Annotated in this window: 23 protein-coding genes; 14 read left to right on the top strand and 9 right to left on the bottom strand. The window is 44.7% G+C overall.

The window, feature by feature from the left end; genetic code table 11:
* The first annotated feature begins 4 nt into the window (after positions 1-4).
* Together tatB and tatC are read left to right on the top strand one after the other, a co-directional pair.
* Positions 5-781, top strand: a complete 777-nt coding sequence (tatB, locus tag MKZ32_RS13425; RefSeq protein ID WP_239797733.1) for a Sec-independent protein translocase protein TatB — start codon at positions 5-7, stop codon at positions 779-781.
* Positions 781-1,521 carry a twin-arginine translocase subunit TatC gene (tatC, locus tag MKZ32_RS13420; protein WP_239797732.1) on the top strand — a complete coding sequence of 247 codons (741 nt, stop codon included), beginning with the start codon at positions 781-783 and terminating at the stop codon, positions 1,519-1,521. The genes tatB and tatC overlap by 1 nt, the downstream gene beginning before the upstream one ends.
* 34 nt (positions 1,522-1,555) lie before the next feature.
* On the opposite strand, the gene MKZ32_RS13415 is transcribed toward tatC, so the two are convergent.
* On the bottom strand, positions 1,556-2,713 hold the full coding sequence (locus MKZ32_RS13415; RefSeq protein WP_239797731.1) for a trypsin-like peptidase domain-containing protein: 1,158 nt from the start codon (positions 2,711-2,713) through the stop codon (positions 1,556-1,558).
* Between the two features lie 363 nt (positions 2,714-3,076).
* Between MKZ32_RS13415 and MKZ32_RS13410 the strand changes: the two genes are divergently transcribed.
* Complete coding sequence (locus tag MKZ32_RS13410; protein WP_239797730.1) at positions 3,077-3,823, top strand: Nif3-like dinuclear metal center hexameric protein; 747 nt, start codon at positions 3,077-3,079, stop codon at positions 3,821-3,823.
* Between the two features lie 9 nt (positions 3,824-3,832).
* On the opposite strand, the gene MKZ32_RS13405 is transcribed toward MKZ32_RS13410, so the two are convergent.
* The gene (locus MKZ32_RS13405) at positions 3,833-4,465 is read right to left on the bottom strand and encodes a hypothetical protein (protein ID WP_239797729.1); all 633 of its coding nucleotides are present in this window, start codon (positions 4,463-4,465) and stop codon (positions 3,833-3,835) included.
* Positions 4,466-4,738: 273 nt separating this feature from the next.
* On the opposite strand from MKZ32_RS13405, the gene MKZ32_RS13400 reads away from it, so the two are divergent.
* The 5 genes from MKZ32_RS13400 (at position 4,739) to MKZ32_RS13380 (ending at position 9,169) form a co-directional block, all read left to right on the top strand.
* The gene (locus tag MKZ32_RS13400) at positions 4,739-6,859 is read left to right on the top strand and encodes a RelA/SpoT family protein (protein ID WP_239797728.1); all 2,121 of its coding nucleotides are present in this window, start codon (positions 4,739-4,741) and stop codon (positions 6,857-6,859) included.
* Positions 6,860-7,026: 167 nt separating this feature from the next.
* A complete protein-coding gene (gene gldC, locus MKZ32_RS13395) occupies positions 7,027-7,383 on the top strand; it encodes a gliding motility protein GldC (RefSeq protein WP_239797727.1) in 357 nt (118 codons plus the stop codon).
* Between the two features lie 311 nt (positions 7,384-7,694).
* The gene (gldC, locus tag MKZ32_RS13390) at positions 7,695-8,036 is read left to right on the top strand and encodes a gliding motility protein GldC (RefSeq protein ID WP_239797726.1); all 342 of its coding nucleotides are present in this window, start codon (positions 7,695-7,697) and stop codon (positions 8,034-8,036) included.
* Positions 8,037-8,111: 75 nt separating this feature from the next.
* On the top strand, positions 8,112-8,333 hold the full coding sequence (locus tag MKZ32_RS13385) for a hypothetical protein (RefSeq protein WP_239797725.1): 222 nt from the start codon (positions 8,112-8,114) through the stop codon (positions 8,331-8,333).
* Between the two features lie 17 nt (positions 8,334-8,350).
* Positions 8,351-9,169, top strand: a complete 819-nt coding sequence (locus MKZ32_RS13380) for an undecaprenyl-diphosphate phosphatase (protein ID WP_239797724.1) — start codon at positions 8,351-8,353, stop codon at positions 9,167-9,169.
* 34 nt (positions 9,170-9,203) lie between these two features.
* On the opposite strand, the gene MKZ32_RS13375 is transcribed toward MKZ32_RS13380, so the two are convergent.
* From MKZ32_RS13375 to MKZ32_RS13345, 7 genes are all read right to left on the bottom strand, one after another.
* A complete protein-coding gene (locus MKZ32_RS13375; RefSeq protein WP_239797723.1) occupies positions 9,204-9,656 on the bottom strand; it encodes a rhodanese-like domain-containing protein in 453 nt (150 codons plus the stop codon).
* Positions 9,657-9,977: 321 nt separating this feature from the next.
* Positions 9,978-11,228: a ComEC/Rec2 family competence protein gene (locus MKZ32_RS13370; protein WP_239797722.1), complete on the bottom strand. Its 1,251-nt coding sequence runs from the start codon at positions 11,226-11,228 to the stop codon at positions 9,978-9,980.
* A 225-nt stretch (positions 11,229-11,453) separates the two neighbouring features.
* Positions 11,454-12,002, bottom strand: a complete 549-nt coding sequence (rfbC, locus tag MKZ32_RS13365; RefSeq protein ID WP_239797721.1) for a dTDP-4-dehydrorhamnose 3,5-epimerase — start codon at positions 12,000-12,002, stop codon at positions 11,454-11,456.
* A gap of 2 nt (positions 12,003-12,004) precedes the next feature.
* Entirely contained in the window at positions 12,005-12,880 is an 876-nt protein-coding gene (rfbA, locus tag MKZ32_RS13360; protein WP_239797720.1) for a glucose-1-phosphate thymidylyltransferase RfbA, read from the bottom strand.
* Positions 12,877-13,944, bottom strand: coding sequence for a dTDP-glucose 4,6-dehydratase (gene rfbB, locus MKZ32_RS13355; protein WP_239797719.1), 1,068 nt, complete (start codon positions 13,942-13,944; stop codon positions 12,877-12,879). Before rfbB ends, rfbA begins: the two co-directional genes overlap by 4 nt.
* 39 nt (positions 13,945-13,983) lie before the next feature.
* Complete coding sequence (gene waaA / locus MKZ32_RS13350) at positions 13,984-15,348, bottom strand: lipid IV(A) 3-deoxy-D-manno-octulosonic acid transferase (protein WP_320412272.1); 1,365 nt, start codon at positions 15,346-15,348, stop codon at positions 13,984-13,986.
* A 152-nt stretch (positions 15,349-15,500) separates the two neighbouring features.
* Positions 15,501-16,916: a mannose-1-phosphate guanylyltransferase/mannose-6-phosphate isomerase gene (locus tag MKZ32_RS13345; protein WP_239798162.1), complete on the bottom strand. Its 1,416-nt coding sequence runs from the start codon at positions 16,914-16,916 to the stop codon at positions 15,501-15,503.
* A gap of 422 nt (positions 16,917-17,338) precedes the next feature.
* Between MKZ32_RS13345 and MKZ32_RS13340 the strand changes: the two genes are divergently transcribed.
* The 6 genes from MKZ32_RS13340 to MKZ32_RS13315 all read left to right on the top strand — a co-directional run bounded on the left by MKZ32_RS13340 (position 17,339) and on the right by MKZ32_RS13315 (position 25,049).
* Complete coding sequence (locus tag MKZ32_RS13340) at positions 17,339-18,661, top strand: UDP-glucose dehydrogenase family protein (protein ID WP_239797718.1); 1,323 nt, start codon at positions 17,339-17,341, stop codon at positions 18,659-18,661.
* A gap of 213 nt (positions 18,662-18,874) precedes the next feature.
* The gene (locus tag MKZ32_RS13335; protein ID WP_239797717.1) at positions 18,875-20,368 is read left to right on the top strand and encodes a lipopolysaccharide biosynthesis protein; all 1,494 of its coding nucleotides are present in this window, start codon (positions 18,875-18,877) and stop codon (positions 20,366-20,368) included.
* A gap of 62 nt (positions 20,369-20,430) precedes the next feature.
* The gene (locus MKZ32_RS13330) at positions 20,431-21,186 is read left to right on the top strand and encodes an FkbM family methyltransferase (protein ID WP_239797716.1); all 756 of its coding nucleotides are present in this window, start codon (positions 20,431-20,433) and stop codon (positions 21,184-21,186) included.
* A 138-nt stretch (positions 21,187-21,324) separates the two neighbouring features.
* Positions 21,325-22,329 (top strand): glycosyltransferase family 2 protein, encoded by a 1,005-nt coding sequence (locus tag MKZ32_RS13325; RefSeq protein WP_239797715.1) that lies wholly within the window; start codon positions 21,325-21,327, stop codon positions 22,327-22,329.
* Between the two features lie 678 nt (positions 22,330-23,007).
* Positions 23,008-24,063: a glycosyltransferase family 2 protein gene (locus tag MKZ32_RS13320; protein WP_239797714.1), complete on the top strand. Its 1,056-nt coding sequence runs from the start codon at positions 23,008-23,010 to the stop codon at positions 24,061-24,063.
* A gap of 8 nt (positions 24,064-24,071) precedes the next feature.
* Positions 24,072-25,049: a GDP-mannose 4,6-dehydratase gene (locus MKZ32_RS13315; protein ID WP_275584301.1), complete on the top strand. Its 978-nt coding sequence runs from the start codon at positions 24,072-24,074 to the stop codon at positions 25,047-25,049.
* The last annotated feature ends 10 nt before the right edge of the window (positions 25,050-25,059 follow it).

Here is a 25,059-nt window from a genome sequence, read left to right as displayed (position 1 = left end):
AGCCATGTTTGACGTCAATTTCTCCGAGATGATGGTGATTGCGGTGGTCGCCTTCATCGTCATTGGTCCTGAACGTCTACCCAAGGTAGCGCGTACCCTTGGTCATTTGTTGGGCCGTGGGCAACGCTACATCAGCGGCGTTAAGGCTGACATCGCTCGGGACATAGGAATTGAAGAATTGCGTCAGTTGCAGGAAAAGGTGCAGAAGGAATACAAGAGTGCTGAAGAGGCAGTGAATCAGGTTACGCAAACCCTTAACCTGCATGCTCAAGAAGTCACGCAGTCACTCAATCAGCAAGTGGAGCAGGCTAGGGAGAGCATTAATCAACAATCGCAATTGAATTCCGAGGTGCAATCATCCACCGTGCAACAGAGTACTTCAGAACAGAAAAATTTCCCCAAAGCTAGCGAAAGAGATGAGGGCGCATCACTATTGAGTAAACAGAGTGACGGCAATATCGAAGGTTCAGTGCGAGCAAGTGGTGAGAGCTCGGCAGATGAGCTCGAATTTAAAAAGCTTTCATCAGCGTATCAAGAGGCGACACGTAATTTATATGCTCAACAAGAGGCGGCACGCAACTTGCAGATTCAGGAGGAAAAATTACGTCAGTTGAGGCAAAAGGCAGATCAGCAAGTCAGCATTAACGATCCAATAGTATTGGAAGACCAGTTAGTGCAGCAACCTCATAGTGCCGTATCTCAATCAAAACAAGCCGAGGTGCAGCAGGCACAGCCCGCGTTGCAGATTATTCCCGAGCAAAAAAGATTTCCTATTGATTAATGAGTACTAGCGAAAGCTTCATTTCCCATTTGCTTGAATTGCGCACTCGCCTCCTATATGCTTTTGGAGGACTGTTGTTGGTATTTATATGCCTTGTTCCGTGGGCAGGTGAGCTTTATGCGTTACTCGCGGAACCGATGCTCGCTAAGTTACCAAAAGGCGGGCAGATGATCGCTATTGATGTTATTACTCCATTTTTTGTGCCGCTTAAAGTGGCGATGATGGCTGCATTCCTTATTGCATTACCCTATATATTGTACCAAGCTTGGCTTTTCGTCGCGCCCGGAATGCACACACATGAAAAGCGTTTGATGTTGCCACTCGTTATGGCCAGTGTGGTGTTGTTTTTTTTCGGCATGGCATTTGCATATTTTGTGGTGTTTCCCGTGGTATTTGGTTTTTTTAGTGGCGCAGCACCACAGGGCGTCGCGGTGATGACCGACATTGACAAATATTTGAGTTTTGTAATGGGGATGTTCCTTGCTTTTGGTACTACCTTCGAAGTGCCGGTGGCAGTGGTAGTGTTGGTTAAAATGGATATGGTAAGCATCGCCAAGCTTAAGGAAATCCGACCTTACGTTATTGTCGGAGCGTTTATTCTCGGTGCGCTTCTTACCCCCCCAGACGTGGTGTCGCAGTTTATGCTCGCCATACCATTGTGGCTATTGTATGAAGTGGGCATCGTGGTGGCGGGATGGATGATAAAAGACTCGACAGAGGTTGAAACGAAAAACGGATAACCATCCCTTTTATTTCAGTTTCTAGTCTAAAGCTTTATTCCAGTTTTTTCGGCCTAGGTCGCTTACCAACCTTGACTTCCAGTACTACTTCACGCTGATTGCGCAACAGCTTGAATACGACAACCTTGCCGGGTGGCAAACTGGAAATGGTTTCCAGCATAGAGCTTGAATCTGTTAGCAGCTGTTTATTATCTATCATGGTGAGAATGTCGCCAGCACGCACCCCGGCTTGGTCCGCTGGACTGCCACGCACCACTTCCGAAATTAGCACTCCTTGTATATTGCCGAGGTTAAACGATTCCGTTAGTTCTGGAGTGAGTTCCTGCACAGCTACGCCGACCCAGCCGCGTGTCACCGAGCCATTTTGGATAATCTGCTCCATAATTTTTTTTGCCGTGCTGACAGGGATAGCGAAACCGATACCGAGTGAGCCCCCATTGGGCGAGTAAATTGCGCTGTTGATGCCAATCAGGTTACCGTTTACATCTACCAGTGCGCCGCCTGAGTTGCCTGGGTTAATTGCTGCGTCGGTCTGGATGAAGTTTTCGAAAGTGTTTAGTCCGAGGTGATTGCGTTTTACAGCACTGACAATGCCCATTGTCACCGTTTGCCCCACGCCGAACGGGTTGCCGATGGCTAACACGATATCGCCTACTTGCGCTTGGTCTGGGCGGCTAAAGGTGATAGCCGGGATGGTACCAGGCAGGTCAATTTTGATGACGGCAAGATCGGATTCTGGATCGGAACCAATAATGCGTCCTTTGGCCTTGCGCCCATCGGCCAAAGCCACTTCGATCTGGTCGGCAGCTTCAACCACATGATGATTGGTAAGGATGTAACCGTCATGGCTGATGATGACGCCAGAGCCTAAGTTAGAACCGCGTTGTGGAGAATTATCGAACTCTTCGCCAAAAAAGAAATGGAAGCGTGGATCATCCATGAGCGGATGTCGGGGTTTCTTTATTTCGGTGCTGGTAAAAATATTAACCACGGTGGGCATAACTTTGCGCGCCGCAGCGCTGAAGCCTGCTGCAGGAATTTGGCTGGTGCTGGTGTTTACATTTTCATGCAGCGTGACGATGCCGTTACGCGCAGCAGAGGATAGTAGACTGGGTTTCAGGGTGTTAATAACAAATAATACAGCCAGCCCGACAGTGGTGGCTTGTGCGAATAAAAGCCAGAATTTACGCATAATATGACTGTTTTATGTTGTTCATAGATCTATTGGTCTAAGCCGAATGTTTCATAAATTTGCGTGCTGAGCTACTGAGATTGATGAGTTTGGAAAAATACGTCGCATCCTGCGATGCCATACTTGTGCGTTGAGCAATTATATATACGATCGGTGTAGTTATTTAGGCATCCGATAGATGCTAAATTTTGTATAGTAAATAAAAAATAATGTGCACATAAGTAAATGAAAAGTATAACGTAATTTTTAATTTTAAAATTTAAATTGTTGAATCACTGCTGCTGTATAAAAAACAGTGAGAGATTTAGTTTTAGTGTGGCTGATTTAAAGTATTATCGAAATAATTAATTTAAAGATAACATCATGTTGCTGAATGATTTGCGCGATTATATCGCAAGCTTGCTGGAACCCGACCGTTTTCGTGACTATTGTCCAAATGGCGTGCAAGTGGAAGGTAGAGCAGAAGTCCGTCGCATCGCCAGTGGTGTAACGGCCTCTCAACGTTTACTGAAAGCAGCCACTGCATGGAATGCAGACGCCATTCTGGTTCATCATGGTTATTTCTGGCTTAATGAACATGCTGCTATAACTGGAATTAAGAAACAGCGTATTGCACATTTGCTTCAGCATGATGTTAGTTTGCTGGCTTATCACCTGCCGCTGGATGCGCACGCTGAACTTGGCAACAATGCGCAACTCGGTCAACGTTTGGATTTTATGGAGCATGGGCGCTTCGGCGAGCAAGACATTGCTTGCTATGGGGAGTTGGTACAAGCACAAACATTGGCACAACTGACGCGGAAAATTGCGCACAGCTTACAGCGTACGCCGCTAGTGATAGGTGAGGGTGACCCCACTATCCGCCGGATCGCTTGGTGTACAGGTGCGGCGCAGAGTTATTTCGAAGCGGCGATAGCATTGGGCGTAGATGCCTTTCTCACCGGCGAAATTTCCGAGCAAAATGTGCATGTGGCGCAGGAAACGGGTGTGATATTTATTGCCGCTGGCCACCACGCCACTGAGCGCTATGGTGTCCAGGCTTTGGGTGCGCACCTCGCCGAGCATTTTGGTATAGAACACCAATTTTTCGAGCTAGAAAATCCAATTTAAGAGCATACTTTAACGCTCAAGGTTTACACGCAATTTGTCGAGTGATACCACTGAAATGGCAGCGCTTCTTGAAGACTCACGTAGAGCTGTGTTGGCGAAATGCAAAGTATCGCGATGCGTCACTAACAGGTTTTGTATTAGACCTGAGGCTTCATCTAGCAGTGCATCCGCAGTGGTGGAAAAACGCAGAAGGAAATCCATGTTACGAGGGTAATAAGACGTCCATTGCCAAGCCAGGAAACTCTCATTGCTCTTAAAGCCTGCCTCTTGAAAAGTATTATGTAGCGTTTTAATGGCGCTCAACTGTTTTTGTTCGAGTGTAGGCATAGCACTCCACATCAGTCCATAGTAAATACGTAGGGTGTCGCCCAGATATTGTTGTTCCAGCATGGGACGTAGGTAGAGCTTTTGTTCTGTTTCAGGTTGCAGATATAGTCCAACTAAGCATTCAGTTGCGTTGCGATCTTCGGTAGTTGGTACGCGCCACTCTGACGTATTTGCTACGATACGTTCGCTTAATGCCAGCCAGAAGTCATTGTTCAATTTCTGGCGTGTTCCATCCACTTGATTTGCCACACTAAGTGCCAAGGGCAGGTTTTCTTTTTGGGCAAAAAAATTAAGCACAGCTTGTTCTTCGTTCATCTACCCATCCTTAAAATTAGAAATAAAATTATATGGATTAATTATTGTTCTAAATAATTATAATTAGTCTTGCTATTTTCTATGTAAAGTTCAAGTTACTAATCTAAAAATATACAGTTTATAAATTGAATATCCGTTTCAGTTCTTAATATCCGAACCTGATTATTTTTATTTAAGAAAATTTTTCTAAATCAAGTACACAGTTTAAATGAATACTTTAGCAGACAATCTGCGCAGTAGATGCTCACAAATTTAAATTTTAGAGGTGCATATATGTCCGACGCCGAAATGCTCTTGCAGGAGGTTTCCACCTACCTGAAGCCTAAGGATGTCGAACATATTCGGCAGGCACTTAAATTTAGTGGTCAAGCACACGAAGGTCAACTGCGTAAGTCCGGTGAACCCTATATTTCGCATCCCATTGCCGTCGCTCGAATTCTCACTCCGCTGCACCTCGATGCACAAGCCATCATGGCGGCATTGCTGCATGATGTGGTGGAAGACACCCATATAAGTAATGAAGAAGTAGCCAATATATTTGGCAAATCGGTGGCTGAACTGGTTGATGGCTTGAGTAAGCTTGACAAGATTGAATTTCAGACCAAGGAGGATGCACAGGCGGAAAATTTCCGCAAAATGCTGTTGGCAATGGCGCGTGATGTGCGCGTCATCTTGATTAAACTGGCTGATCGCCTGCACAATATGCGCACGCTAAAATCGATGTCGCGTGAAAAGTGCGAACGCATTGCGCGCGAGACCATGGAAATTTACGCGCCTATTGCCAATCGTTTGGGCCTTAATGTCATCTATCAGGAATTGGAAGACTTAGGTTTCAAGCACCTGTACCCTAAGCGCTATGAAGTTCTGTCTAAGGCTCTCAAAGTCGCACGCGGTAATCGTCGTGAGGTTGTAGGTAAAATCCAGGAAGCCATTCGTCAGCGCTTGGAAGAGCATCACCTTACTGCCCACATACAAGGGCGCGAAAAACATCTATATGGCATCTACCAGAAAATGCAGGCAAAATCGCTGGCCTTCGCCCAAGTACAGGACATTTATGGTTTTCGCGTGATGGTGGATGATGTACCCTCCTGCTATTTGGCGCTGGGATTGCTACATGCGCTATATAAACCGATTCCCGGCAAGTTTAAAGATTACATCGCTATCCCTAAGGCGAACGCTTATCAGTCGTTGCATACTACTCTGTTTGGGCCATATGGTACTCCTATCGAAGTGCAGATTCGTACTCAGGAAATGCACAAAATAGCTGAGGCTGGTGTTGCCTCGCATTGGTTATACAAAACTGCGCAGACATCATTCAATGATCTGCACAAGAAGACCCACCAGTGGCTGCAAAGCTTATTGGAAAGCTTAAGTCAGAGCGGCGATTCGGTGGAGTTCCTTGAACATCTGAAGGTGGATCTATTCCCGGATGAAGTTTACGTGTTTACTCCTAAAGGAAAAATTCTCGCGCTGCCACGTGGCGCAACGGCTGTGGACTTTGCTTATAGTGTGCATACCGACATTGGCAATCGCTGTGTGGCGGTCAAAGTAAATTTTGAGCTAGCACCATTACGTGTCGAGATGAAAAATGGCGACCGTGTGGAAATCATCACCGCGACGCATGCTCACCCTAATCCCGCATGGCTCGGCTATGTAGTCACCAGCAAGGCACGCAGCCAGATTCGGCATGCACTTAAAACTATGCACTTTGACGAATCCTCTGCGCTGGGGGAGCGTCTTCTGAACCAAGCTCTATCGTCACTTGGTCTTAAAAAACAGGATATTGAAAACAACCATTGGGAAAAGTTGCTTAAGGATACGGGGGTAAAATCGCGTGAAGAAATCTTCGCTGATATTGCTTTGGGACGCCGCCTTAACATGGTTATTGCACGTCAACTTGCACGTATCGGAGAGGCCGGTACACAAGAGCATCACGCACTCAGCGGCGTAATCACTATCCTTGGCACGGAAGGTATGGCAGTACAGTTTGCTAAATGCTGTCGCCCCATTCCAGGGGACCCTATCATCGGCCTTATCAAAAAAGGCCAAGGGTTGGTAGTTCATACACATGACTGCCCAGTGTTATGCAAGGGACGCGGCGGCATGGACAAATGGTTGGACGTGGTGTGGGACAAGCACATCAACAGACCCTTTGAGGTGAGTATTAAATTAATCGTAGCCAATCAGCGCGGCGTCTTGGCAAAGGTAGCAGCTGCGATTGCCGATGCCGAATCCAACATTGAAAACGTTCACTTCACTAACGAAGGTAATTACACTACACTCTATTTTACCTTGCAGGTGAGCAACCGCATACACTTAGCCAACGTGATGCGCGGTCTGCGCGGAATACCCGAGGTAATACGCATTACCAGAATCAAGAGCATACCTGCTTAAGGCCCTTTTAATTCAATTTCCACTCAATAAAACTGTAATAATCCATCCAATGCGACATTGGTTTTAATCGTTGATACATAATCAACGAATCACTGCAAATCAGACTATATTTTAATTGCCTGAAAACTTCCCACTGACTTTCGACGGCGTCTTTAAATCAATGCCAAATGAAAAAATCTGAAATTAAATTCGCCATTACCCTCGACGGCAAAAAAGTACCCGAAAAAATAGACTGGAGCGCATCTGATATTCAGGAACAAACTACAGCCGCTAATGCAATAATGATTGCTCTATGGGATGCCAAAGAGAAAAATACGCTACGTATTGATTTATGGACCAAAAACATGATGAAAGGGGATATGAAAAAGTTTTATCATCAAAGTCTTCTATTCATGGCAGATAATTTTGAACGTGCTACCGGAGATGTGGAAACCTCGCAAGCGATGCGAAATTTTGCCCAGATGCTGGGTGAAAAAATGAATCTGGTTATGGAAAATAAATTTGTTGCTTTAAAAAGTAATTAAACCACTCAAAGTTACCCTCCTCCTAACACATCGATAACCCAGTACTATTACTTCAGGGACTGTTACATATTCACCTGAATTCTCTTTGCATAATATTTTTAATATTTCATTTTTTTAAGTTAAGCTTATAAACTTTTTTCAGTTACATCAATACTCGCAATTCACCAGTCTATTCTGTGCATAACGGGCTGGTACAGACTTCAAGAATACAAAAATGCCGCATCAAGATCGCCCTGCCTGTACATACGTTACTGGGGGAGTCAATGGCTTAAAGCCTTTCAACCAACAATTTTTTAAGGAATTAATTAAAAATGACGAAATCTGAAATTAAATTTACAGTCACTCTTGACGACAACATGGTGGCAGAAAAAATAGACTGGACTGCTTCTGATGCAAAGGAGCACAACACGAGCAAAGGCGTAATGATTTCAGTTTGGGATACTAAGGAAAACAATACAATGCGAATTGATTTCTGGACCAAAGACATGATGGTTGATGAAATGTGTCAGTTTTATCACCAGACTTTTTTATCAATGGCTGATACTTTCGAACGGGCTACCGGAGAAACGGAAGTAGCGAAGTCAATGCGTAATTTTGCCCAACAGTTTGGCGAAAAAGTGAATCTGTTCACGAACAAAAAATTTGATGCATAACGTCAATATAATAAGGGCATGTAGTGATACGTTTTTTTGCCGTTAAATTGGATTATTACAATAAAGAGGAAAACTATGAAAACTATCGGTGAATTAAGACAGGCTCTTGAAGGTGTGCCAGATGACCGTGTGCTGAAGGCGCAGGTAATAGCCAAAGACGGGGGTTCGTGGACACTGAATGTCGAATTTTGTGCTTTGGTACCGGTTGGCTCAAGTATGCCAGGAGGCTCTATGGCGGTGTTAAAACTAACTCATCCCGAATTGGAAACCATGCCAGAGTGGCCCGCGCCTACGTGATACGCATCTAAATTATTATGGATATCCCCCCGCTTATTCTAGCCTTTATTCTCGGCATTATTGAAGGTCTGACCGAATTCCTGCCCATTTCCAGTACTGGTCACCTGATTATTGCGGGTGACTTGCTCAACTTTAATGATGAGAGGGGAAAAGTATTCATGATCGTAATTCAGCTGGGTGCGATTTTGGCAGTGGTATGGGAATTCCGAGCCAAACTATTGGCAGTGACGCGTGGCTTAGTAGTGCGCGAGCCGGTTGCTTGGCACTTTGCCAGTAACTTATTGGTGGCATTTCTGCCAGCAGTCGTGCTTGGACTAATATTCCACCACTGGATCAAAACCTATCTGTTTAATCCTTATACGGTAGCGATGGCGCTAATCGGGGGAGGGTTGGTGATTCTGTGGGTGGAGAAACGAGCGTTTCACCCACACATTAAAAGTATCGAAGATATGCGCTGGCAGGATGCAATCAAGGTGGGATTTGCTCAGTCGGTGGCCATGTTTCCTGGCGTTTCTCGCTCCGGCGCAACTATCATGGGCGGGATGATTTTCGGACTTGATCGTCGAGTTGCAACCGAGTTTTCATTCTTTCTTGCTATTCCTACTATGTTCGGGGCAACCGTCCTCGATCTTTACAAGAACTGGCATCTGCTATCAGCCACAGATCTACCAGTATTCGTAGTAGGCTTTATTGCCGCGTTCGTCAGCGCCTATCTGGCAGTAGCGGCCTTACTTAAATTTATTTCCAATCATACTTTTGTGGGGTTTGCTTGGTATCGTATTGTATTCGGCCTGCTAGTCTTGGTTACCGCCTATAGCGGTGTTATAGAATGGTAGATTTTTCAAGTCTTGGCTATCGAGAGTCCTATGGTTAGCTCTGTTCCCACGGTAATTCACGTGCGCGCCAGCCACCCAGCACATTACGGTGCTTGTTGGCGTCCTTATCGCCTTCAAAGCCTTCCAGCACGTTGTAGGATTCGACATAACCTGCTTCGGTCGCAGCTATAGCGGCATTATGAGATCGGCCACCGCTGCGGCATATGAATAATACCAATGCCTCCTTGTCTACCTGCTGTTCAAGCTGTGCTATGAAATATGGATTGAGTTTCATACCGGGATATGTAGCCCATTCAATTTCCACTGCATCGGGGATATGTCCCACCCAGTCCAATTCAGCCCGTGTGCGTACGTCAACTAGCTTGGTGCCGGGCGCAGCTTGCTGTATTTCGTAAGCCTCATTCGGCAGCAGGGCGCCCTCATAGGGTAAATTCATTTCTTTGGCGCGTTTTTGCGCGGCGTTCAAAATTTCTGTAATTTTACCCACGGCATTTCTCCGCTATTGTTCAATATATAACCCGCAGGCATTGCTTGCAGAGCAGGAACAAAATATAGGTGTGATGAACCAGACAGTAACCGGTGGTGCGACAATTTTGGATGAATTTATCGGTACGCGAGAAACATCATCTAAAGTGAATCTTTGTTTCATTGGAGATAATGGCTTCCATAGAGAATTTGAGTGCCGTCATTCAACAGTAGCGAAATTTTTTTGTTCAGCTTAAGAGGCTGAACATCATTTCACTACTTGTTGATCGGCCATCCTCACTCCATTCAACTTAATTATTGTTTGGACTGAGGAAAGAGGACTTTATACTTTCATATTCCATTTATAGCCGAATTCGTCATTGCCAGTTTCAACCGGCACTATTTTGTGAGGTGTGTGCGGTGAAGCAGGTGCAGGCTCATCGAGAGAAGGCCCCTCCTTGGTCAAGGTGAACACTACTGGCTCAGGTTTATCATCCTGAAGTGGTGAGTAAAGCAAAGGGGCGTTCGCGCGAGTATCAGGGTTTAAAAACCGAGTTCCATCCACATCTTTCAATATTCCAAGATATTTTTGCTTGGCTTCCCAACTAGGCAGCAAGTTATCATTGTGCTTGATCTCTTTGCTGCTTGACACAACGAAACCATCATCCTCAACTTGGCCCAGCGCGTTAAGTGCATTCTCTGAATACTCATACTTGCCCTCCTGATTTTTTCGCGCCATAACATCAATAGAACAGTGATGCGGTGCAAGCAAGATATGCCAACTCAGCTTATCGGTATTATTTTTGTAATCTTGCCAAATACGATCCCAAACCTCGACTGTCGTATCCCCACCTAACATAATGCGATTCGTTCCACCGAAAACTTTAACTGTCCAACGTATGACCACGCTACTGTCGTTAACATCAGGTTGATCTTTACCAGATATAGCTTTGGGTATTTCACCTTCTTTTTGGACAGGAGAAAGAACATGCGCTTCAATATTTCGCGAGAAAGTTTTAACTAATCCAGATGATGATGTTGTTTCCAATTTGCTAATTCTATTGCCATTCAATTCTGATTCCTTACTACCTTGAAGATTCAGCCTACGTTTAATCTCCTGAAATACTGGTGTAGATTCATCAGTCTCATATTTGGAGTCTGTAAAACAAGGGTTGATCCATATCTCTTCGATAAGAATCAATTTATCATCTTCTTTTGGCCGATCCTCGAATTCAGCAGGGTCACCGCAATAAAAAAGTTTGTCAAAACCGGTCAGGTTGTTTTGATTTGGGTGAGTCAAAACTAAGAGCGACAATCGATACTCTCGATTACTCCGATAACTGGATTGATAACAAGCATATTGAAGATCAAGCGCAAAGTCGTAGTAGATCCACTGGAACGGTTTTGACGCCTCCTCTAGCCCAAGAGTGGCAGCATTTCCTATATTACCGTTAACATCAATGGATGTTCTAAAGCGATCCGTATGTCGCTCGCAACGATAATTGATATCAGTAAGTATCGTTTTATCATTCGCTTCGATTAAGGTGGTATCTCCATTGCCGACCGGGAAGAAAGTAACACGATTTATAGACATTATTGCCTTCCTTTTTTGTGGATTTTTTACTATAACAACTCATTATTATACTTGATTAACTTAAAAAACATGCAAATATTAAGCAAATCAAAAAACCTGGCTATCCTGCTCAATCTATTGTATTTTTGGATTTTATTAGGCAGATTCAAACAAAGGGATCGCGCTTGTCTGGATAGCGGTCAACTCGTTGTCACTGTGGCTATTCTTGCCCACCAAAAAAATTTTTTATGAGAACAATTCAGCCTTGACAAAGAGCGAGCCCTCTTGGTCTTTTTTGGACAAAATAGGAGTGTTCTGGTTAAGATGCCAATCAATAGCTAAGTCGGGATCGTTCCATAATATAGAACGCTCATATTCAGGCGCCCAATAATTTGTTGTTTTATATAGAAATTCTGCATATTCACTCAGTACGACGAAGCCATGGGCAAACCCTTCCGGTACCCAAAACATTCGTTTGTTTTCGGCAGAAAGAACGACGCCCGCCCATAAGCCAAAGGTAGGTGATGATTTGCGAATATCCACTGCCACATCGAATACCTCTCCTGCCACCACACGAACTAACTTGCCCTGTGGTTGTTTGATTTGATAATGTAGTCCACGCAGTACATGCTGAGCTGATCGGGAGTGGTTATCCTGGACGAAGTTGACGGATAGTCCTGTGATACTCTCAAAGACTTTTTGATTGAAGCTCTCGAAAAAAAAACCACGCTCATCACCGAATACTTTGGGTTCTATAATTAAAAGATCGGCTATTGCTGTTTGGATAGCTTGCATATTTAATAAACTTTCTCTTTTAGAATGTCAAGCAGATACCGGCCATAGCCATTCTTAGCCAGTGGCTCGGCCAACCGTTCCATTTGCTCTATCGTGATATAACCTCGGCGATACGCAACCTCTTCCGGGCAGGCAATTTTCAAGCCTTGACGCTTCTCTAGTGTTTGAATAAACAGTGAAGCTTCCAGCAACGAATCATGCGTACCCGTATCCAACCATGCATAGCCACGCCCCATCACCTGCACATCCAGTTTTCCGCTATCGAGGTAAATCTGATTGACAGTGGTGATTTCCAATTCACCTCGTGCAGAAGGCTTAACGGATTTGGCAATCTCAACAACGTTGGTGTCGTAAAAATAGAGGCCCGTTACGGCATAATTGGACTTGGGCTTTATGGGCTTTTCTTCCAAGCTGATTGCACGCCCAGTAGCATCGAATTCTACTACTCCGTAACGTTCTGGGTCATTGACGTGGTAGGCAAATACAGTACCGCCCTCTAGTTTGGTTCTGGCGGTTGAAAGATTTTTTTCAAAGTCGTGGCCGTAAAAAATGTTATCTCCCAGCACCAGCGAACAGGAGTCATGACCGATAAAAGATTCGCCAATAATAAATGCTTGCGCGAGTCCATCCGGTGAAGGTTGTATAGCAAAGGAGAAATTCATTCCCCACTGTGAGCCATCTCCTAGTAACTGTTCGAAACGCGGTATATCCTGTGGAGTAGATATAATGAGAACATCCTGAATACCGGCCAACATAAGTGTGGTCAGCGGATAGTAAATCATTGGTTTATCATAAACGGGCAATAATTGCTTGGAGATGGATCGGGTAGCAGGGTAAAGTCGAGTGCCGGAGCCACCTGCGAGTATGATGCCTTTCATGATGTTTCCCTATCGCCGTAATTTTGTTGAATCCAATTTTGGTATTCTCCACTAATGACAGCATCAACCCAATCTGGGTTTGTCAGATACCATTCCACTGTTTTGCGCAATCCGGTTTCAAATGTTTCCAAAGGTTTCCAGCCCAGTTCCTGGGCGATTTTACCGGCATTGATCGCGTAGCGCTGGTCATGTCCGGGTCTGTCTTGTACGTAGGTGATAAGGGAAGTATGCGGCGCACCTTGAGGACGGAGCTCATCAAGAATAGCGCAAATCGCATAAACTACTTCCAGATTGGTTTTTTCATTCCAGCCGCCGATATTGTAAGTGTCTCCCACCCGGCCCCGCTCTAGTACTAGGCGCAAGGCACGCGCATGGTCGTCCACATACAACCAGTCGCGGATGTTGTCGCCCTTGCCATAAATGGGTAGCGGTTTCCCATTGCATGCATTCAGGATGATCAACGGTATGAGTTTCTCCGGGAAATGATAAGGGCCGTAATTATTGGAGCAGTTGGTGGTGACCACGGGCAAGCCGTAAGTATGATACCAAGCACGCACCAGATGGTCTGAAGACGCTTTGCTTGCCGAGTAAGGTGAGTTTGGCTGGTAAGCGGTATTCTCGGTAAAAAAACCGGTTTCACCGAGACTGCCATATACCTCATCTGTGGATATATGGTGGAAGCGAAAATTGTTTTTGCGTTCTGCAGCAAGCTCGCTCCAGTATTCCCGCGCTGCTTTCAGGAGAGTGTACGTGCCAATAATATTGGTTTCAATAAAGGCTGCCGGGCCGGTGATAGATCGATCGACATGGGATTCCGCAGCCAAATGCATTACCGCATCCGGCTGATGTTCATGAAATAGGCCTGCGACTGTAGCAGCATCACAAATATCCACATGTTCGAAGTGGTAGCGGGGATTTTCTGCAACTGATATCAAGGACTGTAAATTGCCGGCATAGGTCAGCTTATCGACATTGATGACTGTAGTGTCGGTTTCCGTGATCAGTTGGCGAATAACCGCAGAGCCAATAAACCCGGCACCGCCGGTAATAAGGATTTTATTCATAGTTTGGAGGGTCGATATATTATTTTATCTTGCGTTATTTTACTGAAAGTGGTCATCAAGAAAATAGGTGATATGCCGTAGTGCTTGCTCTGTTGCGCCACGATGGGTGCGGACAAAATGCAGCCCGGCTTGGCCAATTTTTGTCAGTTGATCGGGATGGGCAAGCAAGTTTTGTAAACTTTGCGCTAGGTCAGTTGAATTCTGTATCCGCACGGCTGCTCCGCATTCGACAGCAAGCTGGCTGGCTTGTGCAAAATTGTATGTGTGTGGACCTATAAACACAGGCTTACCTACCGCGCAAGCCTCAATGAGGTTTTGTCCTCCAAATGGCAATAAACTGCCGCCAATGAAGGTCAGGTCGCAGGCGGCATAATAGGCAAACATTTCTCCCATACTATCACCCAATATCACTTGGGTATCTGACGCAATCGGAGCGTTCTCACTTTTGCGCTGAAAGCGAATGCCTTGCTGGGTGAGCATGTCAGCTACGTCGTCGAAGCGTTGCGGATGGCGTGGCACAATGACGGTTAGCAGATGGGGAATGTCTACTTGCTTAAGCATGGATAGCAGTAATATCTCTTCCCCGGCGCGTGTGCTGGCTAGCAAAAAAATCTTCCTGTCTTTGCCAAACTGGGTGCGTAATTGTGCACCCAGTTCCAGCATCGCCAATGGTGGTTGAATGTCAAATTTCAGATTACCCATGACAGATACATTGTTTGCACCTAATCCAATTATGCGTGCAGCATCAACTTCGCTTTGCGCAGAAATAGCGCTCAGTTCGTTCAAGCCCAGTCGCGTCAAATTCGGGTAGCGGGCATAACGCGCAGCAGATTTCTCAGATAATCGTGCATTAAGCAGCAGCAAAGGAATTTGCATCGTGTGGCAACTATAGATCAGATTAAACCAGATTTCAGTTTCCATCAAGACGCCGATGCGTGGGCGAAAGTGTTGCAAGAAACGCCTGACAGCAAATGGGTAGTCATAAGGCAAATAAACCCGCAGGACATCGCCGCCGTAAAGCTGTTCACTAGCTGCGCGGCCGGTTGGGGTGGTGTGTGTAAGCAGCAGTTGATGATGCGGGTAATTTTCTCGCAAACGTTGCACCAAGTTGACTGCTGCGCGTGTTTCTCCAACTGATACGGTATGCAGCCAAATTATCGGTTTATCGCTGTGAGCAGAGTAGCGCCCGAAACGTTCGTCAATATGCTGCAGGTACTCACGTTGCTTGCGCGCGCGCCAGAGCAGATGGAAAAATACATATGGCAACAAAAGCCACAGCAGGAGAGTATAAATCTGACGAGGGTTAAACATAGATAAGCGAATGTCATACCACCAGAGTTGATTTGGCAGGCTTGCAAGAAGTGCGGGTGAATCATCCAGATAAGGAGTCAGTGTAAACGGCATCCATTTTCACATGCCGAATTTTTCATTATGTTGCGCGATGATCACGCGCAAAATTTTTTGCTATGCAATACAGCGAGAACGTATCAAAAATGAAATATTCTGGTTAACAATTTTATTGTTGCTTTGATTTAGCCAATAAAACTGGAGGGGGATTAGCTACGTTTATAATCATCGTCATACCGTACAATATCATCTTCGCCGAGATAAGAGCCAGACTGGACTTCAATCAGATAAAGCGATCCTGTGCCAATATTTTCCAGACGGTGTTTCATGCCAATAGGAATATAAGTTGATTGGTCTTCTTGTAGCAGCAGAATATCCTCGCCACGAGTTACTTTGGCATAACCGGAAACTACAATCCAATGTTCGGCGCGATGATGGTGCTTTTGCAAAGACAATTTTGCACCGGGTTTCACCATAATGCGCTTGGCCTGGAATCGTTCGCCGATATCGATGCCTTCATAATAGCCCCAAGGACGATAGACACGACGGTGAATTAGATGTTCGGTGCGTTCGGCCTGCTTAAGATATTCCACGGTATGTTTTACATTCTGGGCAAAGTCCTTATGCATCACCAACACTGCATCAGCAGTTTCCACAATGACCAAGTCTTGCACCCCGATAGTTGCCACCATACGACTTTCGGCACGAACATAAGTTTGTGTGGTTTCTGCGGTATAAACATCGCCTCGTAAAGCATTGCCTTGCTCATCTTGTGCGCTGACGTCGTACAGTGATGACCATGAACCGATGTCGCTCCAGCCAATGTCTACTGTCACCATAGCCGCCGCCGGAGTGTGTTCCATCACTGCATAATCGATAGAATCTGATGGGCAAGTGGCAAAAGCCTTTTCATCCAAACGACAAAAATCCAGATCATGTGTGCTATGTTGCCATGCTTGTTGTGCAGCTTGATAAATGTCCGGGCGGTAACGTTGCAACTCATTCAGGTACACGGATGCCTTGAACACGAACATGCCACTGTTCCAAAAAAATCTTTCTGAAGCCACGAATTGTTTAGCCGTATCTAAATCTGGTTTTTCCACAAAACGCGCCACCTCAAAGCTGTGCTCGCCGGGTTCTAATATTGCACCGCGTTCAATGTAGCCGAATCCTGTGGCAGGTTCATGGGGTGTAATACCGAACGTCACCAACTTATCTTGTTGCGCCAACGCGAATGCTGCTTGAATCGCCTTATGAAAGCCTGAAATATCCTGAATTAGATGATCTGCAGGTAATACCAACAAGATTGCCTGAGCATCTCTAGCTTGTGCGGCGAATGCGGCAATAGCCACTGCAGGCGCGGTATTGCGACCTAATGGCTCGAGTACCTGCAATAACGGATCAATATTAACGGCACGCAACTGTTCGGCGACGAGGAAGCGATGTTCGTTGTTACAGATCACTAATGGTGCAGCTATGCTGGGAAAGTCTTTAAGACGCAGCAATGTTTCCTGAAATAATGTGTGTTCGGAAATCAGCGGCAAAAATTGCTTAGGTAATGCTACGCGAGATAAGGGCCACAAACGGGTACCAGAACCTCCGGACAAAATAACAGGGTAGAGCATAGCCACTTTCAAAAGGTTGATGATAAACATTTCTTGAGATACATGGCTTGAATTATAATCCGCAATCCAATATTAGGAGGGGAAGTCTTGCGTACTGCATGAACTTTGCTTAATGAGCGAAGCAGCGCTGATTGCCGGCATCGCTGAATAATAATGGTGGTTGTTTGCCTGCTGAAAAAGGGGTGTATCGTGCAGGGCATCAAGTGCGGCGCCTTCTTGTTTTGCTAAGAGATGAGCATTGATGTGTATTGATAAGTACTGGAATTATTTATAGGTTATACCCGCTTCCCTAGGGAAACCATTTGTTCCATATGGACTATTCAGACGAAATCTCATGCACGGATTTCAGCATTGGGATAAACCGTCTGCTCTGCTGAAGTTCATAAAAACACTCTACACAGGCTTAATATTGGAGAAAACGCTTGAAAGTCACAATTGTAGGGACCGGTTATGTAGGTCTAGTGAGCGGCGCATGCCTTGCAGAGGTTGGGAATCATGTTCTCTGCTTCGATCTCGACCCAGCAAAAATACGTATTTTGGAAAACGGGCATATTCCCATTCACGAGTCTGGCTTGATCGACATTGTGCGCCGCAATGTCGCTGCTGGCCGTCTCGGCTTTACCACAGACATAGACCGTGCCGTAGCTCATGCCCGTATACAGTTCATCGCCGTTGGTACACCCCCTGATGAAGATGGCTCCGCTGACCTGCAATATGTTCTAGCAGCAGTCAGAAACATCGGCAGCCGTATGACTGAAGATAAAATTATTGTTAATAAAAGTACCGTTCCTGTGGGTACTGCCAACAAGGTCAGCGCAGTTATCGCAGAAGAGTTGCAAAAACGCGACATTAAGCTCAAACATAGCGTTGTCTCCAACCCCGAATTCCTTAAAGAAGGCGTGGCAGTTGAAGATTTCATGCGCCCGGATCGTATCGTCATCGGTGGAGATGATGCACATGCTATTCAACAAATGCGTGAGTTATATGCCCCATTCAATCGCAACCACGACCGTATTATTGTCATGGATGTCAAAAGTGCCGAACTTACTAAGTACGCCGCCAACGCCATGCTGGCCACACGCATCAGCTTCATGAACGAACTGGCCAATGTTGCAGAAAAACTTGGTGCCGACATTGAAATGGTAAGACTAGGTATTGGTTCTGACACCCGTATCGGCTACCATTTTCTCTATTCAGGCTGCGGCTACGGTGGATCCTGTTTCCCTAAAGATGTAAAAGCACTCATCAAAACTGCCAACGACGATGCCGGCATCACCCTCAAAGTACTCAATGCCGTGGAGGCAGCCAATGATGCACAAAAAGAAGTCCTCACGAACAAAATAAAAGCTAGATTCGGTACCAATCTTATTGGAAAAAACTTTGCCATTTGGGGGCTTGCTTTCAAGCCTAACACGGATGATATGCGCGATGCGCCGAGTCGCAAGCTGATTTCAGATTTATTAGAGGCAGGTGCTACTGTCACTGCGTATGATCCGGTAGCCATGTCAGAAGCACAACGAATCTTTGGCAATGACCCCAGGATTTCTTATGCAGACAATCCACTTACAGCCTGTAAGGATGCGGATGCATTGGTTATTGTTACCGAGTGGAAAGAATTCCGCAATCCGGACTTCGCAATAATCAAAACTAAGCTCAAAAACCCACTAATCTTCGATGGCCGTAGCTTGTATGAGTCGGCTACGGTAAGTGCGCACGGACTGGAGTACTTTCCCATTGGCCGGTAACGGGGATTGATTTTAAATATGAAATCCATAAAGAAGAAATAAATATAAAACCCTCTGCGCTCGTAAATCTCGTCACGTGCCTCTAGTCTTGAACCCTGAATCTTTTTTCTCTTACCCCTTGAATCCAAGATTTGCATTGTGGGCCATCGCGGCTTGGTCGGCAGCACGATTCAATGAGTATTGCAACGGCACGGCTCTCGCGAACCTCCCAGCATGAGGCTGAGTGGAAACCTATTTGCAGGATTAGCAAACTCGATCTGGTCGGCACTGATCGGCTTGGCAGTAGTTCCCTTTTATCTTAAATACCTTGGAATAGAAGCCTATGGTTTGATCGGTTTCTTTGTGACGACTCAGGCATTGCTCTCCCTTCTTGATATGGGATTAGCTCCAACGATTAACCGCGAGGTCGCACGATATTCGGCATCGGGAAATTTGCAGGAAGCAGGGAAATTGCTGCATACCCTTGCCATTGTCTATTGGAGTATGGCTGGCGCGATCGCTTTATTGATTCTGGTGCTCGCGCCATTGATTGCAGAATACTGGCTGCAGTCCAAACAACTCTCACCGCAAAGCATTTCGCACGCCGTGATGTTGATGGGGCTGGTGGTAGCATGCCGCTGGCCAATCGGCTTGTATCAGGGGGCATTGATAGGTGCGCAACGTTTGGCTGTGTCGAGTAGTGTGAGCATTACAATGGCAACATTGGGAAGTCTGGGTGCGGTTTTGGTGCTCGCGTTTGTGTCGCCGACAATTGAGGCGTTCTTTATTTGGCAGGCTGGGATCGGACTTGTTTATGCGGTCACTATGAGGTGGGCGGCATGGCGAGTTATAGGGCGATTAAAGTGGTTACGGTTTAACGTTGATGAGCTGAAGCGTATATGGCACTTCTCTGTTGGGATGAGTGGCGTTGCTTTGTCCGCTACGGTGTTAACGCAGTTGGATAAAGTAATTCTTAGTAAGATGCTTGGCTTGGAAGAGTTTGGCCACTATATGCTTGCTACGGTCGTGGTGAGTGGATTGTATGTTCTAATTTTACCCATGTTTAATGCCATGTTTCCCCGACTGACTACGCTAGTGGTTGCTGGCGATACAGGTAAATTGACTGACTTGTATCGGCTGGGTACGCGTATGCTTGCAACAGTGCTTTTCCCAATTGCGATGGTGCTCGTCATTTTTGCTGAGGATTTAATCCGAATTTGGGTAGGTAATCAAGATATTGCGTCCAGCGTTGCCCCCATTATTTCGTTGCTGGCAATCGGTTCTGCACTGCACGGCGTTATGTTTTTCCCTTATGCACTTCAATTAGCTTATGGCATGACGCGGCTGCCACTCATAATCAATGCTTTATTAATGATTGTATTGATCCCTTTGATTATTTTTTTTGCACTTACATATGGTGCATTGGGTGGGGCTATAGCATGGCTCCTATTCCATGTATTGTATATGCTGCTGGGGACGTGGTTAACGCATCGCCATTTGCTCAAAGGGTTGGGTATGATATGGCTGACGCAGGATGTTGGTATTCCATTCGTCTTGTCATTCTTGGCAGGGCTTGCTGGATATTACGTAATTCAAAACTCCGATTCATCCTATATGAAATTGATGCTTGGTGGTGTGTTGGCTTTGACCGCAGTTTTGTTTTCAATTGCTATGTTACCTACTTATATGCGAACTATTCTGTTGCAAAATATTAGGCATGACAAATAACGGGAAACTGACCTTGATCCGTCTTTTTAATGATTAAAATTAATAATTAAAATATTATAAAAATGTATTACTCCCAGTTTGGTGAAGATAAAATTCTTGCTGAAATTTTCAATGAAAAAAGTCATGGGCTATGCATTGAAGTCGGTGCAAATGATGGAGTTAATGACAGTACCACATTATATTTTGAGAAAATCGGTTGGGATTGTATTTTGGTCGAACCAAATCCCGTCCTGTGTCAAATGATTCGGGTAGCACGAAGTTCAAGACTTTATGAGTTTGCTGCGTCTGATAAAAGTGGGGTAGTAACACTTTTTGTTGCGGAAGGTGCAGAAAGGGCTCATGGTGTATCTACAATTAGTTCTGATGAAGAATCTTTAAATAAAATCAAGTCGTATGGTTTTACTTACAGTAAAGTCCAGGTTCAAACGAAAACATTAGATGAAATATTGAGCGAATTAAAACCTGGTCGGGGAATTGATTTTGTTTCAATAGATGTCGAAGGGCATGAACTGGATGTTCTGAGGGGGTTTTCCATTGAGCGCTGGTCTCCGACAGTAGTTCTTCTTGAAGATAACTCAAATTTTGAGAATGCTACCGTAAGCAATTATATGAAACAATTTGAGTATGTTCGCTTTATGCGAACGGGCGTAAATGATTGGTACGCACATAGAAAAAATAAAAAACTTGTGAACCTGTATAGCAGGGGCAAATATAATTGGGCTGTATTAAAAGTCAGAGTAAAAAAACAAATAAAGAAGGTGCCCGGGGTTGTGAAAATTAGAAATTTCTTGTTAAAGTGTTTTGCGAAATCTGCATGAGAAGGAGGGCTAAACCTAGGTGGATTATTTTGCTTAATAAAAAAAATGCTATACGCCGTACTTTTTCCAAGCCACCAACATCGGAATGGCAGAATATTGCTGAGCAATATTTAAACATTTGTAGCAGCTGATTTCGGCATGATACAGCTGTCGATTTGTATTCCAACTTACAACTTTGGAAAATTTATTGGGCTAACATTGGATAGCCTCCTGCCGCAAGTTTGCTCGGGTGTTGAGGTGATCGTTCTGGATGGCGGTTCAATAGATGATACTGCCGATGTAGTATCAATCAGGCAGCGTGAATATCCAATGTTGACCTATCATCACCAGAATTTTCGTGGCGGAATTGATAGAGATATTGAGAAAGTAGTTAGCATGGCACAAGGACAATATTGCTGGTTGTTTTCAGCAGATGACATCATGTTACCGGGCGCGGTAAATAAGATACTGGAAGCCATTAAATCAAATTATGATGTTTATATCTGTGAGCATGTCTTGTGCAATTTAAAGATGGATCCTATTAGAAAACATCCACCTTTTAACAAAATGTCGGGTTCCAGGCTATTCAATCTTGGAGAGGCTTCACAGAGAAAAGAATATTTCCGTTCGGCTAGAACCAGTGAGGCATTTTTTAGCTTTTTGTCTGGTCCGATTTTTAAGAAAACAATTTGGGATAGTGCAAGCATACCGGAATCATTTCGCGACACATGCTGGATAGTTGCCGGACACCTGTTGAGCATGGTTTCCAAAGGGCTTACCGTAAATTATTTGGGTGAGACACTACTTCACAAACGGGGTGAAAACGATTCATTTTCTGACCGTGGCATGGTTAATCGTTATCGTATAGCTATCGAGGCATTCCACCATGTAGGTAATAGTCTGTTTGGAAAATTTTCCGAAGAAGCGTTTCACATTAGGCGAGTACTACAATTAGACATCCCTGTTCGGTACTTAATGTTGGCAAAGTTGAGGGCTACCGAGAATCAGGATAGAGAAGGCATAAAGGTGCTAAATCGTCTCGTGATAATGCATTATGCCGATCCAAGCTTAAGTAATTGGATGAAGTATGCACTATACAAAACGGCCTTTCCTTTCACCATCAAGATGTATCTTGACTTCAAAAAATTGTGGCGGAAAACGTAAAGAATGAAATTAACGTTAGAGCTGCTTTTCGTCAATGTTTCAGGTACAAACAAGTTCTATCCATTATTCGATGTTGCACTCAGAAAAAAACCGCATAATGTCTATCTGCACGACAATCTACAGCTAAATACAATTTACCGGAAAGTTTCTGAATTCAAACCCTCGTTATGTGAGATTGAGTATTGCGGAAAATATCGCAAAAAAAGAGGTTGTTAGTTGTAATGACTCTCTGTCCTTTCTTTCTAGGGCAGCACTATTGCCGCCTACAACAGTATGAAGCATCTGTCTACACATCACGTAATTGGTTTTGTATGCCTCCAATCAATGAGAGATCTAGTCGATTTCACTAAGCTTGTTGAGTGACTCGCATTAAAAACTCAAAATAAATATGAGAATCGAGAAGGATCATAATTTTCTCAGTATGGATGAGTAATCTCTTAAGTGTCGGAGATGACGTATTGCTTTTGAGAGATATGTTTCCAGTAGTTTTGCAGCAATATCCATTTGCTCTATTGTAGATTGTTGGAGTAACTATATCGTGGAGAATTCCTATAGCAACTACTAGTGCGGGAATGCGGCGGGAATATCATGCTGATATTGACAGAGATAAATAACGGCAAATTGCGGACAACACCGTTTGTTATATGAGAATCGTTTGTCTAAATAACTTAAAGAACAATGAACAGTAACCTTAACCATTTTAATGACAACATGGAACTCCCGAAATTATCCATCTGCATTGCAACCTACAATAGAGGGCAATTTATTGGTGAGACTCTGGATTCCATTCTTGGTCAAATAGTGTCTGATGTTGAGCTTGTCATTGTGGATGGTGCATCACCGGATAACACGCCTGAAGTGATGGCACAGTATTTGTTGCGCTATCCTGAAATTCGTTATTTCCGTGAGCAAGAAAATTCGGGTGTAGACGGTGACTATGATAAGGCTGTGGGCTATGCAAGGGGAGAGTATTGTTGGCTGATGACCGATGACGATCTGTTATGTCCCAGGGCTATTTCTCGTGTTCTTGAGTCTATCAATGGAGTATTTGACCTCGTCGTTGTAAATTCAGAAATAAGAAATATAGATTTCTCCAGGGTACTTAAAACTCGCTTCCTTAAGTTTACTAGTGATCGGGAATATGCAACAAAGGATGGAGAAAAGTTTTTTTCCGACGTGGCGAATTATCTTTCGTTTATCGGTGGCGTGGTCATTAAACGTAATTTATGGATGGAGAGAGACCGTTCGTCTTATTACGGAACATTGTTCATTCATGTCGGCGTCATCTTCCAGAATCCGCCGATAAACAGGGTCAAGGTTATCGCTGATCCATTAATAATCATACGTTATGGTAATGCCATGTGGACATCGCGTCGTTTTGAAATTTGGATGTTCAAATGGCCGCAGTTGATTTGGTCGTTTCCTGACTTCTCAGATCAGTCGAAGTCTGTTGCATGCTGTAAAGAGCCGTGGAGGCAAATTAAAAAACTTATTTTATATAGAGCTATTGGGGGATATTCTCTATCCGAGTACAGCCATTTTATGGCAGGTAGGACAAAAGGCTTGTCTCGTGGGGTATATATGGCAATTGCAATGTTCCCTGCCACCATTGCAAATTTTTTTGCTATTCTTTACTGTGTTTGCGTGAATAGAAATGCTCGTTCAGGATTGTATGATCTTTCACGTAGTCGGTATGCTACAAGGGCCAGTCGCTTCTTGGCCCGGTTTCTCTGACTATCATTATGAAAACAGCCATAATCACCGGTATAACTGGCCAAGATGGTTCATATTTGGCGGATTTGTTGCTTACCAACGGCTATCGTGTCGTTGGTGCAGTTAGAAATATACAAAATGCCAAAGAGTCGCTCACCACAGTATTGATGCAAAGTGTTAAGTTAGTCACATGGAACATGTTGGATCAATGTCGAATGACAGAAGTATTGGCTGAATATCGCCCAGCTGAGATTTATAACCTGGCCGCCTACTCCTCGGGGGCCGGAATGTTCAATGATGCTGTTGATATTGGAGAGGTGAATGGACTTGCGGTTGCTCGTATTCTGGATGCCATTCGGGCAGTGGATACCAATATTCGTTTCTGCCAGGCATCGAGTAGTGAAATGTTTGGCAATGCACTCGAAAGCCCTCAATCAGAATCAACACCGTTTCGACCTCGTACCCCATATGGTGCCGCAAAACTTTATGCGCATTCGATGATCCAGATTTACCGCCAGCATTATGGATTATATGGATGTTCGGCAATCCTGTTCAATCACGAGAGTCCCCGTCGTGGATTAGACTTTGTAACAAGAAAAATAACACATGCAGTGGCGAAGATTAAATTGGGATTGGTGAATGAGCTTTACTTGGGAAATCTCGATGCGCGCCGTGATTGGGGCTTTGCGGGAGATTATGTGCGCGCAATGTGGCTGATGTTACAACACCCGCACGCGGATGATTATGTGGTTGCCACTGGTGAAACGCATTTGGTGCGAGAACTGTGTGAAATCGCCTTTGGGTATTTCAATTTGGATTATCGCGACTATGTCCGCGAGGATTCTGCTTCATATCGTCCTATTGAATCAGTGCAGTTAGTGGGAAACTCCAAGAAGGTGAGAAATCAACTTGGCTGGATACCTGAGGTAGGGTTTCACGAGATGATAAGCATGATGGTGGATGCCGATTTGCGTAAGCTCATTGAGCAGAATAACGCAAAAGGATAGGGATGAAATA

The sequence above is a fragment of the Candidatus Nitrotoga arctica genome (assembly GCF_918378365.1).
Lineage (GTDB): Bacteria > Pseudomonadota > Gammaproteobacteria > Burkholderiales > Gallionellaceae > Nitrotoga > Nitrotoga arctica.
Note: the sequence above shows the minus strand (reverse complement) of the source record. Positions and strands in the feature narration are given on the sequence as shown.